17 protein-coding genes are annotated in these 15,685 nt (G+C 32.6%); 1 reads left to right on the forward strand and 16 read right to left on the reverse strand.

The window, feature by feature from the left end:
• Positions 1-7: 7 nt before the first annotated feature.
• From ACWJKE_RS08765 to ACWJKE_RS08825, 13 genes are all read right to left on the reverse strand, one after another.
• A complete protein-coding gene (locus ACWJKE_RS08765; RefSeq protein ID WP_216303437.1) occupies positions 8-763 on the reverse strand; it encodes a cobalamin adenosyltransferase in 756 nt (251 codons plus the stop codon).
• An 85-nt stretch (positions 764-848) separates the two neighbouring features.
• Positions 849-1,145, reverse strand: coding sequence for an ethanolamine utilization microcompartment protein EutM (eutM, locus tag ACWJKE_RS08770; protein WP_165411577.1), 297 nt, complete (start codon positions 1,143-1,145; stop codon positions 849-851).
• Between the two features lie 47 nt (positions 1,146-1,192).
• Positions 1,193-2,638: an acetaldehyde dehydrogenase (acetylating) gene (locus ACWJKE_RS08775; RefSeq protein ID WP_216303449.1), complete on the reverse strand. Its 1,446-nt coding sequence runs from the start codon at positions 2,636-2,638 to the stop codon at positions 1,193-1,195.
• A 14-nt stretch (positions 2,639-2,652) separates the two neighbouring features.
• Positions 2,653-3,231: a BMC domain-containing protein gene (locus ACWJKE_RS08780; RefSeq protein WP_220286407.1), complete on the reverse strand. Its 579-nt coding sequence runs from the start codon at positions 3,229-3,231 to the stop codon at positions 2,653-2,655.
• 14 nt (positions 3,232-3,245) lie between these two features.
• Entirely contained in the window at positions 3,246-3,899 is a 654-nt protein-coding gene (gene eutL / locus ACWJKE_RS08785; protein ID WP_165411575.1) for an ethanolamine utilization microcompartment protein EutL, read from the reverse strand.
• A 30-nt stretch (positions 3,900-3,929) separates the two neighbouring features.
• Positions 3,930-4,808, reverse strand: a complete 879-nt coding sequence (eutC, locus tag ACWJKE_RS08790) for an ethanolamine ammonia-lyase subunit EutC (RefSeq protein WP_216303435.1) — start codon at positions 4,806-4,808, stop codon at positions 3,930-3,932.
• Between the two features lie 17 nt (positions 4,809-4,825).
• Positions 4,826-6,190, reverse strand: coding sequence for an ethanolamine ammonia-lyase subunit EutB (locus tag ACWJKE_RS08795; protein ID WP_216303434.1), 1,365 nt, complete (start codon positions 6,188-6,190; stop codon positions 4,826-4,828).
• 22 nt (positions 6,191-6,212) lie between these two features.
• Positions 6,213-7,646: an ethanolamine ammonia-lyase reactivating factor EutA gene (gene eutA / locus ACWJKE_RS08800; protein ID WP_220286408.1), complete on the reverse strand. Its 1,434-nt coding sequence runs from the start codon at positions 7,644-7,646 to the stop codon at positions 6,213-6,215.
• A gap of 140 nt (positions 7,647-7,786) precedes the next feature.
• Positions 7,787-9,196, reverse strand: a complete 1,410-nt coding sequence (locus ACWJKE_RS08805; protein ID WP_220286409.1) for a sensor histidine kinase — start codon at positions 9,194-9,196, stop codon at positions 7,787-7,789.
• The gene (locus ACWJKE_RS08810) at positions 9,186-9,761 is read right to left on the reverse strand and encodes an ANTAR domain-containing response regulator (RefSeq protein WP_165411570.1); all 576 of its coding nucleotides are present in this window, start codon (positions 9,759-9,761) and stop codon (positions 9,186-9,188) included. The genes ACWJKE_RS08805 and ACWJKE_RS08810 overlap by 11 nt, the downstream gene beginning before the upstream one ends.
• A gap of 38 nt (positions 9,762-9,799) precedes the next feature.
• The gene (locus ACWJKE_RS08815) at positions 9,800-10,231 is read right to left on the reverse strand and encodes a EutP/PduV family microcompartment system protein (protein ID WP_220286410.1); all 432 of its coding nucleotides are present in this window, start codon (positions 10,229-10,231) and stop codon (positions 9,800-9,802) included.
• A 9-nt stretch (positions 10,232-10,240) separates the two neighbouring features.
• Complete coding sequence (gene eutS / locus ACWJKE_RS08820) at positions 10,241-10,585, reverse strand: ethanolamine utilization microcompartment protein EutS (protein WP_165411568.1); 345 nt, start codon at positions 10,583-10,585, stop codon at positions 10,241-10,243.
• A gap of 220 nt (positions 10,586-10,805) precedes the next feature.
• On the reverse strand, positions 10,806-11,975 hold the full coding sequence (locus ACWJKE_RS08825) for a 1-propanol dehydrogenase PduQ (protein WP_216303430.1): 1,170 nt from the start codon (positions 11,973-11,975) through the stop codon (positions 10,806-10,808).
• 426 nt (positions 11,976-12,401) lie between these two features.
• On the opposite strand from ACWJKE_RS08825, the gene ACWJKE_RS08830 reads away from it, so the two are divergent.
• Positions 12,402-12,686, forward strand: a complete 285-nt coding sequence (locus ACWJKE_RS08830) for a DUF4491 family protein (RefSeq protein WP_216303429.1) — start codon at positions 12,402-12,404, stop codon at positions 12,684-12,686.
• 80 nt (positions 12,687-12,766) lie between these two features.
• Here the strand turns inward: ACWJKE_RS08830 and ACWJKE_RS08835 are convergent, their stop codons facing one another.
• Genes ACWJKE_RS08835 through ACWJKE_RS08845 form a run of 3 tightly spaced genes read right to left on the reverse strand, consistent with a single transcriptional unit; the run spans position 12,767 to position 15,448 of the window.
• Positions 12,767-13,561, reverse strand: coding sequence for an ABC transporter ATP-binding protein (locus ACWJKE_RS08835; RefSeq protein ID WP_165411565.1), 795 nt, complete (start codon positions 13,559-13,561; stop codon positions 12,767-12,769).
• Positions 13,545-14,438, reverse strand: a complete 894-nt coding sequence (locus ACWJKE_RS08840; RefSeq protein WP_165411564.1) for an ABC transporter permease — start codon at positions 14,436-14,438, stop codon at positions 13,545-13,547. Before ACWJKE_RS08840 ends, ACWJKE_RS08835 begins: the two co-directional genes overlap by 17 nt.
• Positions 14,438-15,448, reverse strand: coding sequence for an ABC transporter substrate-binding protein (locus ACWJKE_RS08845; protein ID WP_216303428.1), 1,011 nt, complete (start codon positions 15,446-15,448; stop codon positions 14,438-14,440). Before ACWJKE_RS08845 ends, ACWJKE_RS08840 begins: the two co-directional genes overlap by 1 nt.
• Positions 15,449-15,685 lie beyond the last annotated feature (237 nt).

Here is a 15,685-nt window from a genome sequence, read left to right on the forward strand (position 1 = left end):
GCCCCCTCTATTTATATTTTCCTGACAAAAACTTAAACATCATTATATATAAACAGCTGCTTAATCTATTTAAATATCTTATAATATCGTTTCTTGTTATCTCTGCGTCAATGTCTTTAAATGCCTTGAAACCACATATTTCAACTTCTCTTATATTACTTCTTATGGAATTAAGTCCAACAACTATTTCACCCATTTTATAATTAGGCATAAAATGATCCATATTAAAATATTTTTTAGGATTATGTGACATTTCCCTCAGGTCATTCTCACCAATTCCTAAAATAGAGAATTCCGGAAGATTTTCTTCTAATACTTCCGCCCTTAATATGTTACGTACAAAAGATAGAATCTCCTCTAAGTCTTTTGCTACTCCTTCATTTTGAAGTTTTGAAGCTATTACTTGAACTTCCAAAATTTTAGATTGAAGACTATCAAGTCTTCCTCTAAACTCTATTTTCCTATGATCTTTAGGTACTAATTTATTTCCATATAACTGTGTCATATGCTCTGGTTTTTCCTCTACATAACCACCCTTGAGGCAAATATATTTCGGGAAAATTTTTCCTTCATCTTCCTTTTCAGTTTTGGAATTACCTTGTTTCTTAGCACTCAATGTATCAACAATTATTAGTTTAATGTTTTTATCTTGTAGATACTGTTTTGCAGAGGGGGTAATAATAACACCCTTTACTACTTCGTATTCTTTAATATCTGTATTTTTAAGTTGTTTTCTTAGTTCACTTTCAGTTAACAAACTCATATAACTCACATCCCCTTGAGAAGATTGTATATAAGCATACTACCCCACAACCTTTTGAATTGTGGGGATAGTATGTTTTTAAATATTATTCTTCTATTACTTCTTTTACTTTTGGAAGTATTGCATCTACTTCAGCATGTGGTCTTGGAATTACATGAACAGAAACTAATTCTCCTACTCGTTCTGCAGCAGCAGCTCCAGCATCTGTAGCTGCTTTAACAGCTCCAACATCTCCTCTAACCATTACAGTTACGAGTCCTGCACCAATTTGCTCTTTTCCTACCAATGTAACATTTGCAGCTTTAACCATAGCATCTGCAGCTTCTATTGCACCTACGAGTCCTCTTGTTTCAACCATTCCTAATGCGTTTGTACTTGCCATTTTATATTCCTCCTAAAATTTTTTTTATCTATATTAATTTTATATAACTAGCTTTTCAATTTTTCCATGATTTTTTCTACTATTAGATTTATAGAGTCTTCATTTAAATCTTCTTTGCTAATATTAGAATTAACAGTGTTACTTCTATCTACTATATCCTCTATTTCACGGGTTCCATAAACCAATCTTCTTATATTCAATAAGTTCATAGGTCCAACATTATCAGAAGTTGCACTTCCGCCAACTGCTCCACAGCCTAAAGTTAAAGCTGGTACTAAGCTTGTAGTAGCTCCTATTCCACCTAGTGAACCTGGAGTATTAACTAATAATCTTGATACAGGTTTTTTAAGTGCAAATTCTCTAATTACAGCCTCATTATTTGAGTGTATTATAAGAGTATGCCCTGCTCCCTCATTGTTTAATATATCAATACATTTTTCACAAGCCTTTTCCCAAGTTTCTTCACAGAAGAAACCTAAAATTGGAGCTAACTTTTCTCTTGAGTATGGATACTTATGTCCTACATTTGTTTCTTCAGATATAAGTACTCTAGCTCCAGTAGGAACATTTAAGTTAGCCATTTTAGCTATAGCTTCAACACTTTTTCCTACTATTTGAGGATTCATTGAACCATTACTTCTAAGTATAAATCCTGCTAATCTATCAGCTTCTTCTCTATTTAAGAAATAAGCGCCCTGTGCTTTTAATTCAGAAACTACTTTGTCCTTAGAGCAAGCTTCAACTACTATAGATTGTTCTGAAGCACAGATAGTTCCATTATCAAAAGTCTTACTATCTAATATTCTCTTTACTGCTAAAGGAATATCTGCAGATTTTTCTATGAAAGCTGGTCCATTTCCTGGTCCTACTCCTATAGCTGGATTACCTGAGCTATAGGCTGCTTTAACCATAGGTGTACCACCAGTTGCGAGTATTAATGAAATATCACTATGTTTCATTAACTGATCTGTACCTTGCATAGTAGGTATAGACATGCATCCAATAGTTCCTTCTGGTGCTCCTGCAGCCACAGCTGCTTCAGATATTATTCTTACAGTTTCCAATATACATTTTTTACCCATTGGATGTGGTGAGAAAACTATTGAATTTCCTGCTTTTATAGATATCATAGCTTTATATATAGCTGTAGATGTAGGGTTAGTTGATGGAATAAGTCCTGCAACAACCCCTACTGGAACTGCCACCTCAACTAATTTTTTATCTTTATCTTCATTTATTATTCCTACAGTTTTTAAATCCTTTATATATTCATAAACTCCCTTACTAGCAAAAGTATTTTTCACAATCTTATCTTGCCATTTTCCAAAACCAGTTTCCTCTTCTGCCATTTTAGCTAATTTTTCAGCATTATTATAAGCTGAATCACTAATGGCTTTAACTATTCTGTCGATTTCGCTTTGGCTCATTTCGCCTAATTTCTTTTGTGCAATCTTTGCTTTAGCTATTAGGTCCCTAACTTCTTGAATTGACATTAAATCCTTATCCACTATTTACTCCTCCTTTGATAGAATAATACGATCTCTTCTACAAGCCTATCTTTTTTAGCAAACTTTATCTGTTTCTTAGTCATATTATCTAAGTCAAGACTTCTCGCTAATGTTCTGAGTTCATTTACTTTTTCACTCTCTAACTGCTCTTTTAGGCTTGTACTATTACTTAGAGTGTTATCTCCAAATTCTATCGCTTTAATCTCTTGTGTTTTTTTGTCTTGATTTACATTCTTGATTTTTTTACTTTCAACAACTAAAACCTCTTCACTACATTCCTTATGGTCACAATCCTTAGTGCTTGTATTTTCCACAATAGTGTTCCATACTGATAAGTCTGGTCCAGGAATTACATGAGCTACTACTAAAATATTTAACTTTGTCACAGCAATTTCAGCCGCTTCAACAGCTGCTTTAACTGAAGAAACATCACCCTTTATCTTTACTGTAACCAAACCACCATCAACTATTTCACAACCTATAAGATTTACATTAGATGTCTTAAGTGCCACATCTGCAGCTTCTATGGCACCAAGGTACCCATGTACCTCAATTAACCCTAATGCTCCCTTATACATTTAATTGCCTCACTTTAAAAATTTGTAGGATTTTCAGCTACAAATTGGACTGCTGCTGCAAAAGCATCACAAGCTGCTTGACAAGCTGATTGGCTACCTGTAAGCAATGCTCCACCAAAGTTAGTTTCTGATGGTGGTCCGTAAAAAGTTACTAATTTAACATCTGCTGCTTTTAAAGCAGCATCTAATGCATATACAGCTTCAAGTGGAGGAGCTATCAAATAAGCTATAGGCTCTCCCTCTTTAATGTTCGCAGTTTTCGATAAAAAGCTGCCTGTTCTTGATACACAGTGAGCATAATATGGAACTGTATTATCATCATTAGCACTTGTAAAACTTGCTCCATTTTCTATGAAATCTAGAGCAGAATTAAGTCCACTTCTAACCTCTGCTGGACTTGGTCCAGCCATTATTCCTATAACTTCACCTGCTAGTTTTGTACTTGCATTTGCAGAACCTGCATACATTGATTTTGCATATACTATTTCTACCTCTGCTGATTTCGTAGCTTCATCTAAAGCTGTATAAGTAACATCATCTATATCTGCTGTTATAATTCCTAAACTCTTATGATGTGGAGCTAAATTAAAGGCTTCTACCAAATCTTGACTAACATTTGATATTATTTTTACACCTAATACCGTTGCACGAATAGCTTCATTTTTCATGTGTTTTGCCTCCTAATTATAATTTCTTTACTATAATTTTAAATCTACTCCACTTGCTTTCTTTTCTAGCATTAATTTTATTATGTCAGATATATGAGCACCTGCTTCTACTGGAGGAGTACCACCTTTATGTATATTAGATACAACTGTTCTTCTAGCTTCTGGCATATTTACAGTAGCTTTGTATGCTATATAAGCACTCATACTTTCTGCTGTAACAAGGCCTGGTCTTTCCCCTATAAGTACACAAGTAACATCTGCTTCTAAGGTTTCAGATACTACATCCATAACGCCAACTCTTCCATTTTTAACGAAGAATGGAGTTCCTACAGAAATTCTGTAACCCTCAAGGCCCTGCACCATAGCTGGAAGTACATCACGAATATTAGCTTCTATAGCTGCTGAGCTTAATCCATCTGATACATATATTTGTACCTGTGGTCTCATTTTGCAGTTAGTTTTTATAGCTTTTATACCCTCTTCAGTTATCTTTTTCCCAAGGTCTGGTCTTGTTATAAATTCATCTTTATTGATGCATTCTGTTTTAACAGAAAATAAATTCATTTCCTTTAAGAATTCCTCTGAAACATCTGAGAAAACTGAATCTTGAGCTGCTGCATGATCTGCTCTAACTCTTAAAGCTGTTTCAGTTTTATATCTAGGACCTGCTCTCCAAATTCCTAATCTCGCTGGAGTAGACTCCTTCATTTTTAAATATCCCTTAGCATCTGCTGGATTTGGAACTAAAAGTTGTTTTTTAATATCAACAGTTGTAATATCATCAATAAATCCATCTTCAACCTCTGTTTTAATAGAATTTTCAACTTTAGCTGTAACTTTCTTATCTTTACTTGTCATTTCAAGTAGTACCTGTTCAACCAATTTTTTTAAATCATTTTCTGATACCATTATTTTTCCTCCTCTCATTATTTAAGAAATACAGATGCATCTCCTGTTTTTTCAGTCAATTTCCCATCTTTTGTGAATCCCATTTTTTCCATCCAAACTTCAAACTCTTTTATTGGTTTTAAGTGTAATAAATCTCTTAGTGTTGCTGTTTCATGGTATCCAGTAGACTGGTAGTTAAGCATTATATCATCACCATGAGGTAATCCCATAAAGAAGTTACATCCTGCCGCTGTAAGAAGTACGGATAAATTTTCTATATCATTTTGATCTGCCTTCATATGGTTTGTATAACAAGCATCAACACCCATTGGTACTCCAGTTAATTTACCCATGAAGTGATCCTCAAGACCTGCTCTTATAACTTCTTTACTATCATATAAATATTCGGGTCCTATAAATCCAACAACAGTATTTACTAGGAATGGGTTATATCTCTTAGCAAATCCATAACATCTTGCTTCCATAGTTACTTGGTCTACACCATTATGACTATCTGAAGATAATTCTGAACCCTGTCCTGTCTCAAAATACATTACATTAGGGCCAGATCCTGTGCCTTCTTTAAGTGCTAACTGCCTTGCTTCTTCTATCATATCTGCAGTTATTCCAAAAGCTTCATTTCCTTTTTGAGAACCTGCTATACTTTGGAAAATTAAATCCGCAGGAGCTCCACGTCTTATAGCTTCCATTTGTGTTGTTACATGAGCTAATACACAGTTTTGAGTTGGTATTTCCCATTTATTCTTAAAGTCTTCAAAGGTTTTAAGAACTCGCATTACACTTTCAACGGAATCATCAACTGGGTTTAAGCCTATAACCGCATCTCCAACACCATAAGTTAATCCTTCCATAAGAGAAGCTAAAATTCCCTGTGGATTATCTGTGGTATGGTTAGGTTGAAGTCTTGCAGATAAGGTTCCGTCTAGTCCTATTGTTGTATTACAATGTGCAGTAATTCTTATTTTTTTTGCTCCATAAATTAAATCTAAATTAGACATTAACTTAGCTACAGCAGCTACCATCTCACTAGTAAGTCCGCGACTTATCCTTTTAATATCTTCTCCAGTAGTATTTTCATTTAATATCCACTCTCTAAATTCAGATACTGTTAAGTCTTTAATTCCAGCGTATATCTTTTCATTGACATCATCTTGAATTATTCTTGTTACCTCATCTATTTCATAAGGTACTGCTGGACAATTCCTCAAATCCTCTAAAGTTAAATGACTTAAAACTACCTTAGCCGCCACTCTTTCTTCTGAAGATTCTGCTGCAATTCCTGCAAGCTTATCTCCTGACTTTTCTTCATTTGCCTTTGCCATAACTTCCATTATTGATTTAAAATCATACACTTTTCCAAATAACTTTGTTTTTAATTTCAAGATAATTCACCCCTCTTATTTTTTATGAATTAAATATTAGTGTTTTAATTATTACTGGTACAACCCTACCATTTGCTAGAGGTTTACCTATGTCTATGTAATCGCCATTTTCGACGTTTATAGTGTCAATACACACAACTTCTTTTTTGAAATTAAGCTGTCTATATAAAGTTTGTCCCAAGACTTTAGCTATATCATTTTCAACTACTAAAACAGTTGGAAAATCACCTTTCAAAATCTCTTCCATTCCCAAAAGCAAAGTCTCCGCTAGTTTTTGCACCTCTACAAAGCTAGGATTCAACTTTCCTTTTATGGCTATAGCCACGGGTTGAAGCTCATTCTCTAATGTAAACCACTTAAGTTTTTCCTTTATAACCTTAACCATGTTTTCATGACCTGAATTTTCTTCATCCTCTGAAAGTTTTAGTATTGGAAGGTTTTTAATAGGAAACTTATCCTCTGTATATGTTATTGTACTGCCGCTAATTTCTGTGGTGTGAGAACCAGCTCCTACCACCGTAGCCCTTATGGTCTCTATAGATTTTTTAACCACAATTTTAGTACATAACTTTGACTTACTAATAGCTTGACCAAGTAATATACCTATATCTCCATACTTAAACATTTCTTCAGGTTCCAGATTGCAAACATAATCAGCAACTCCTCCAGAAAAGGTAATGTAATCTATTGCTATATCGCTTCTAATTCCCTTATTGGTAAGTATTCTTTCATAGAAGCTGCTCTTTTCTCTTATATTCACACTTTCCTCTAAAAGTTTAACCATTTCATCGACTATAATATTCAAAGCCTCAAAGGTTGGCTTCTGCCCCTCTTCTATAGAAACATGATTTAACTTAGCTAATTCCTTTATCTTCTCCGCAATATATAGAACTTTGCCCGAAGACTTATCAATTTTAATAAGTCTTCCACCTATATCTAAACATCCTGTATCTAAAAGTTTTCCTTCTTTGAAGACTGCTATATTAGTAGTTCCTCCACCAATATCCAAGTTAACTACAGTAGACTCTTCATCCTCAGAAATTTTATCTGCTCCTGCACCTTTTGCTGAGATTATTGATTCTAAATCAGGTCCTGCAGTAGCTACAACAAACTCTCCTGCAAGTCCACTTAATTTTTGCAAAACATCATTAGCATTTTGCTTTCTAGCAGTTTCACCTGTTATTATAACCGCCCCAGTTATAACATCTGAGGGCGCTATTCCTGCTGCAAGGTACTCTCTTTTTACTATTTCGCGAACCTTTTCACCATCTATCTCCTTTTGTGATTTAAGTGGTGTGAAGTATATTTCACTTCTATATATAATTTCCTTATCCACAATGGATATTCTAGGTATAGAGAAATTTGAGGCCAAATTTTCTATAATTATCTTGCTAAATACAAGTTGTGTTGTCGAAGTACCAATGTCTATACCAACACTTATAATTTCTTCTCTCATATTAATTCCTCTTTTCAAATGCCTTATGAATTTTCAGAAACACAGTTTAAGAACAAAAAAAGGCTTAAAGTCATTTAAAAAATAACTTTAAGCCTCATCGCTTATCTTAAAAACACGCCCTTGTGTTTCCATTATCCATATTAATTTTTGAAATCAAATACAACTCTAGTTCCTTCTGAATCTGTTGCTATATTAATATCTCCATTTAGCTTATCCTTAACTATAGTCTTTACTATACTAAGTCCTAAACTATTTTTTCTAACCTTATTAATATCAAATCCCGTACCGTTGTCAACTATTACAACGGTAGAATATATTTCACTTTTTTCGATTACAATATCTATATTACCTGAAGGTTTATCTACAAAAGCATATTGCATAGAATTATGAAGTAATTCATTTACTACAAGAGCTATTGAAGTTGCTTTATCTGAACTTACTTTAAAATTACCTCCAATTAAATTCACTTTAATATTCTTATTAGTTGCATTAAAATATCTTATAGCGTTATCTTTAATATTAGAAATAACTTCTTGTATACTTACTTCATCCAGACCTTCTTGCGATAATATCTCATGGGTAGCTGCTATACTTAAAATTCTATTCATGCTTTCATTTAATGCATCTTTAGTCTGCTGGTTATCACTTCTTCTTGCTTGAAGTCTTAATAAACTTGCTATAGTCTGTAGATTATTTTTCACTCTATGGTGAATTTCTTTAATAGCTACAGATTTTAAAATTAATTCCTTCTCTTTTTCCTTCATCATTGTTATATCCCTAATCATAGTAACAAGTTTTAATTTTTTATCAGTTAATATTATTCTCTTAACTTTTAAAAACAGTTTTCCTAAATGCACTTCACATTCATTAGAATTAGGAAAATTCATTACCTCCGTAAAATTAATATCATCTAAGGCTAAATTATCATAATCCATGCCTAGTAGGCTGTCCTTGTAGCCAAGCTTTTTATATAGTAAATCAGCAATAGGATTTTTAAACCTAACTACCCCTTCTTCATCAAAGATAATAATAGCTTCATCTAAGTGATCAGCTATGTTATTTTCATTTTCTGTAGAAGATACTAAAGTATTAGCTAACTCCTCGTAGCCTTGTGCTAGCATTTCCATATGTTTTTTTTTTTTTATTTTTTCTGTTATGTCCTTCTCTACTATTAGAACCCCTATAATTTTGCCGTTATTCTCTATAGGTGACACCGTTTGTCGTACATTTATATGTTCTTGAGTTACAGCCTTCAAGTCTTTGGTTGTTATTCCAAGATCTAATGTTCTAAGCACAGCAGGCTCATTATCTCTTAATGCTAGTTCTCCTACTACAGTATTTTGATACATCGAAGGTCTATTAATAGGTTTTGCCTCAGCTATTACTATAGCTTCGTCAGCTTCTCTAGTTGGACAATCTATAAAAACATCTGCATTTAAAATGTCGGCAAAATATTTAATACAAGATGACATTTGCTGTATTTTTAAAATGTCATCTTCATCTAAATTAGTGTACATTCTACATAGTTCATATATTTTTTCACTGTTCATAACTCATTATTATAGCCTCAGCTATATCTCCCATTGAACATCTTTTATTCATACTAAGTGTTCTAATCTGGTCATAAGCATCTTGCTCAGTAATTTTATCTCTTTGAATCAATAAGCCTTTAGCTTTTTCAATAATTTTTCTTTCTTCTAGCTTACTACAACCTTTTTCAATTTCTATTTTCATTTTTTTTATTTCTGCGCTCTTGGATATAGCTACCTCCAAAGTTGGAATAAGTGATTTTTCATCTATAGGCTTAACTATGTATCCTATAGCCCCTACTTTGATAGCTTTTTCTACAAACTCTTTGCCACTATAAGCAGTTAGCAGAACTATCCCACTGGCCAAATTTTCATTTTGAATTATTTTAGCTGCATTTAATCCATCAAGAAGAGGCATCTTTATATCCATAAGCACTAAATCTGGTGAATGTTTTCTACACAATGATACTGCATCAAATCCATCTGAAGCTTCTCCTACAACATCGTATCCTGCCGCTTCTAGTATTTCTTTTAAATCCATTCTTGTAATAGGCTCATCATCGGCTATTACTATTTTTTTATTCATACTTCACCTCATAAAATAAAAATAGATTTTTAAAAAGTTTAATTCATAATATAATCCTTTAAATTTTCTAAACCAGATTTATCAAAAGCACTTATTCTAAAAATTCTTTCTACTCCTGCGCTTACTAGAACTTCTTCTGCTGCTTTTAACTTGTTTTCATCACAGCACAAATCAGTTTTTGTAATAATTCCAATAATAGGCTTTGCAAATATACTAGCAAAGCTTGGCGGGAAAATACTATCTTCCTGCGTACAATCCTGAATCATAGCGATTACATCACTATCTGCAGAAGTAACTATAAGAGCTCTATAATAAGATCTGTTTTCAATGTACTCACCAGGAGTATCTATAATTCCGTCGATAATTTCAACTGTCTGAGTTTTCTTATAATGTAACTCGTCTTCGTTTATTGCTTGAGTCAAAGTAGTTTTGCCACAATATGTTTTTCCAATTAACATTAAGGTTTTCATATATCACCTCTAAGATCTGGTTATCTTACATTCAGAAAAATCGAGTACATTACTAAGAACCTTAATAACTTCAGTAAGTGCTGACTCTACACTGCCTACATCACCAACTATAACCACTGATCCACTAAATCTATCCACAAATCCAATAGATACATCTGCCGACTTTGTTGCCACGTCTGCTGCTATAATAGAGGCCTCGCTAGGTGTTATAGTAAGTATACCTAAGGCATCCTTATGATCTGCTGTAAGTCCTAGTTTTTTATATAGATCTTTGTTGGGGTTTGCAATTAAGTGGGCTAATGTAACTTGCTTGCCAGGAACATATTCTTGTATTACTCTTTGTTTCTCTTCCATAGTATCACCACTTCTTTGAATTTTTATAAAAAAATAGGCTCACTAAAAATATAATTATATTTTTAACAAGCCTCATTGCCTTCTTTAAAATGTACACGCCATTGTGTACCTATGCTTAAATATTATACTCTTTATTCTAATTTGTCAATATGAAAAATTAATATGGAAAACGTTTTTAATATTGTTAATTTTTCCGTGCTATTTATATCAATGTGACCTATTATTTTTTATCAAAAACCCTTTCAAATAAAGCTATTATTTCCTCTATATTAGGTACTCGTGGATTCGTTTCAGTACATCTATCCTCTATAGCTATTAGGGCCATTTGTGAAACTTCTTTTTTAAAATCATCTGCCTTTATCCCTGTTTCTTTTAGCGATGTAGGCATATTTAATTCATTTAAAAGCTTATTTATAGCTGCTATTAGGCTTTTTACCCCTTGTCTAACATTTGATGATGGCAATCCTAATATTTTGGATATTTCTGAATATCTTTTAGCGGCCTTTGTATAATCATTTGAATTAAAACCTTTTAAATCTGCATTGTATTCTATTACATATGGCAGTAATATAGCATTAGTTTTTCCATGAGACACATGAAATCTTCCACCAACAATATGTGCCATTCCATGATTTAACCCTAGTGATGCATTATTAAAAGCTATCCCTGCTATACAAGAAGCATTGTGCATTTTTTTTCTTGCATCTAAATCATTACCATTCTTATAAGCTCTCATTAAATTTTCAAAAACCAATTTTATAGATTTTTCTGCTAATGCATCTGTATAATCTGTTGCTTTAGTAGATACATAAGCTTCTATAGCATGGGTTAGTACATCCATCCCTGTATCTCCTGTAATAAAATTTGGCACAGTTGTAACAAGTTCTGCATCTAATATAGCTTCGTCAGGTAGTAGTTCATCTGATACTAAAGGATATTTTATATTCTTACTTTTATCTGTAATTACAGAAAAACTTGTAACCTCTGAACCTGTTCCACTAGTTGTAGGTATAGCTATAAATTTAATTTTTTTATTATTCTTCACGCCACAATCCATACGATCATGTATCTTAGAACTAAAAGAACATATTGCTTTTGCTGCATCTATAGCAGAACCTCCACCTAGAGCTATTACTACTTCTGGATTAAATTTCATCATAACCTCTATACCTTTTACCACAACTTCGATTGGTGGGTCTGGTACAATATCTGAAAATACCATATACTGAATGTCACCCTTCGAAACTTCATCAGTAATCTTGTTTATGGCACCTGATTTTACCATAAAAGGGTCTGTAACTATAAATGCCCTTTTACAATCAAGTTGACTTAATCTTTCTAATGAACCGTCTCCGAAATATATCTGCGTTTTAATGTTAAAACTTTCCATTAATATTCTCCTTTCAGAATTAAATCATCTCCTGCGGAGCTGAAACAGCTTCGCGGAAGCTGCATTGACGACTTCAGAAGGAGATTTATACACCCACTGAAGTTTTCTATTTGTTATGGTACGTAGTTCCCGCTTATAGACGTGGGAGTCTTTCCTTCTAAACTGTCGTTAAATAAAAAAGCGCCATAGGAATCAATTCCCACGGAGCCTCAATGCTCATTTAATACACTTCATTGTGCATAATTAAAAATATAAAATTATGTTATCACTTAAATTCTATATTTTTAATTATAATATGTCAAGGATTAATAATATTACATTTTTTGTTAGTAAAAACGGATTAGGTGAGGAAGATGTTTTTATATGATACTATATATACAACAACGATAGTGTTAACACTATTCAGAATGCTTAGGAGGTCTTATAATGAATTTTCATGGAATTTTTATTGGCATTGCTGCCTTTCTTATTATTGGAGTTTTTCATCCTATAGTAATTAAAGGAGAATACTATTTTGGTAAAAAAATATGGCCTGTATTTTTAATTTTAGGAATTGTTTTTGTGCTTGTCTCATTGTATATTAAAAATACTACACTATCAGCTATAGTAGGGGTAGCTGGTTTCTCATGCATTTGGAGTATTCATGAAATTATAGAGCAAGAAGAAAGAGTTAAAAAAGGATGGTTTCCAAAAAAAACAAATAGGAAATAACTAAAACTACCCTACAGGATAGACTTTTTTAAAATTGTCTACTCTATAGGGTACATTTTAGTTAGTTCCTTGCTAAAATTTTATGAAAAAGCCACTTCATCACTTATAAAGTCATTGGAATTTTTGTTGTTAAATCTGTCTAAAAGTTTGGGTATAGTCAAACTTTTCTTTTCTTCTCCGCTGATATCTAAAACTATTTCTCCACCATGAAGCATTATCAGCCTATTTCCTATATCTATGGCATAATTTAAATTATGAGTTATCATAAGTGTAGTTATATTTTTTTCACTAACTGTATTTTTAGTTAATTTTATTATATTTTCAGAAGTCTTTGGATCTAAGGCTGCGGTATGCTCATCTAAAAGCAATAAATCAGGATTAGATATAGTTGATATAAGTAGTGACAAAGCTTGTCTTTGACCACCAGATAATAAACCAACCTTTTTATTTAAGTTATTTTCAAGGCCCAAAGAAAGTCTGGATAATGATTCCTTAAATAACTCTAAATTTTTATTGTTAATGCCAGGAGTTAATCCAAATTTACTCCCTTTATTATAAGCCATTGATAAATTTTCTAATATGGACATAGAAGGAGAAGTACCTAAAGTTGGATCTTGGAATACCCTTCCTATAAATTTTGTTCTTTTATGTTCTGGAAGCGATGATATATTTCTTCCATTTAAACAAATAGAACCCTTGTCAGGTAATATTGAACCAGATATTAAATTTAATAGAGATGATTTGCCGGCACCATTGCTACCTATTACAGTAATAAAATCTCCCTTGTTTAAATGAAGGTTCAAATTATTAAATATAACTTTTTCATTTATTGTATCCTTGTTAAAAACCTTTTGAAGATTATTTATCTGAAGCAATTGGAACACCTCCTGACTTAAATTTCTTTAACATTTTAAAACTTAAATTAACCTTTCTCCCATTTAAGGACAAAGCAAATATAACAATTATACAAGTTATAAGTTTTAAATCTGTTGGAGGTAACCCTAAGTTTAAAGCAAGAGATATACTGCCTTTATATAATATTGAACCTAAAATTGCAGTAGTCGTTGGAAGCATCCATGAAGTTTTTTTGAAAATAGCTTCTCCTAATATAACAGACGCTAGACCCATAACTATAATTCCAGTTCCCATGCCTACATCAGAAAATCTTTGATATTGAGCCATCATAGAACCAGAAACTGCTACAAGACCATTTGAAAGCATAAGACCAAGTATTTTGATAGTCCCTATATCAATTCCTAAGGAAGTTACCATTTGAGAATTATCTCCTGTAGCTCTTAATATAAACCCTAGTTTTGTATTCAAAAACAAATCTAAAACTATCTTAGCTAAAATAGCAAATAAGGCAATTATGATTACTGGAGAAATATCATTAGAAAAAATAGTGCTTTGTGAAAATAATGGCACATTAGCTTTACCCATTATCCTAAGATTTATAGAATAAAGTCCTATCATAACTAAAATACCTGAAAGTAAATTTGTTATTTTAAGCTTCACATGAAGTATCCCAGTAATTCCTCCGGCCATTATGCCCGAAATAAAAGCTAAAATTAGTGATATAAAAGGATTTACACCTTTTACTAATGCGGCTGCTGTAACTGCAGCTCCTAATGCAAAAGTTCCATCTACAGATAAATCGGGAAAATCTAATATTCTATAAGTTATATAAACTCCTATAGCCATTATTGCAAAAATAAATCCTTGTTCTAGTATGTTTATGATAAGGCCATCCATTACTTAGCACCGCCCTTAACTATCACTGCTTTTGCCTTTAAATCACTTGGTATAGTAATTTTAAGTTTGCTTGCCGTATCTTCATTTATGGTAAGTGTTGATTCCTTTAAAGTTTGTATAGGCATATCATTTGGCTTTTTACCATTTATGATATCTACTGCCATAAGACCTGTCTCAAAACCAAGTTTATAGTAGTCTATACCTTCTGTAGCTAATGCACCAGCATCTACATGGGCTTTTTCAGCGCCTATTATAGGAATTCCTTTTTCAATGGATTTTAAGCTGATGAGAGGCATTGAAGATGCTACTAAGTTATCAGTTGTTGTATATAAAACATCAATTCTAGGAAGTAATGAAGCTAATGCTTGAGATATATCGTTAGAACTTGAAATCCCCACAGCTATTATTTCTAAATTCATCTTTGAACCTTGCTTTTTTGCCATTTCTACTTGAATTTCTGAATTTGCTTCACTAGTATTATATAATATACCTACCTTTTTACAGTTAGGTTTTAGTATTTTAATTAATTGAAATTGTTTATCCATAGGCAATTCATCACTAGTGCCTGTAACATTTGTATCGGGTTTGTTTAGAGATTTTACCAGACCTGATTTTACAGGATCAGTTACAGCAGTTATAAGTATAGGAATACTTTTAGTACTGTTATATGCTGCCTGTGCGCAAGGCGTTGCTATAGCATATATTAAATCCTTTTTAGTTGAAGTGAAATTGCTTGCAATAGTTTGAGCTGTTGGAATATCGCCTTGAGCATTTTGAAAGTCTATTTTTATTTTTTCACCATCTATAAACCCCTTAGAACTAAGAGCATCCATAAATCCTTTGTGAGCTTTGTCTAGTGCGGGATGTTCTACAAGTTGGATTATTCCAATACTTGTCACCTTACCAGAATTACCTTTACTTTTTGTTTTAGCAGTCGAACAACCTGCTAAAACTGAGGCACCTAAAAACAACGTGCCAATTACACATAATAATCTCTTTTTCGCTACCATACTACCATCCTCCTAAAATATTTAATTATAAAAATAAAAGCTACTGTTAAATCATCTCCTGCGGAGTCATCTCCTGCGGAGCTGCAATATTAATGACTTCAGAAGGAGCTTTATACTCCCACAATAATTTTTTCTTTGTTATAGTATAGAACTCCCACTTATAAAAGTTGGAGACTTTCCTTCTGAAATGTCATTAATTTTATAGTTAGCTTTATTTACGTCTTAATCCCTACCATT

This window comes from Clostridium sp. CM036, from assembly GCF_055081135.1.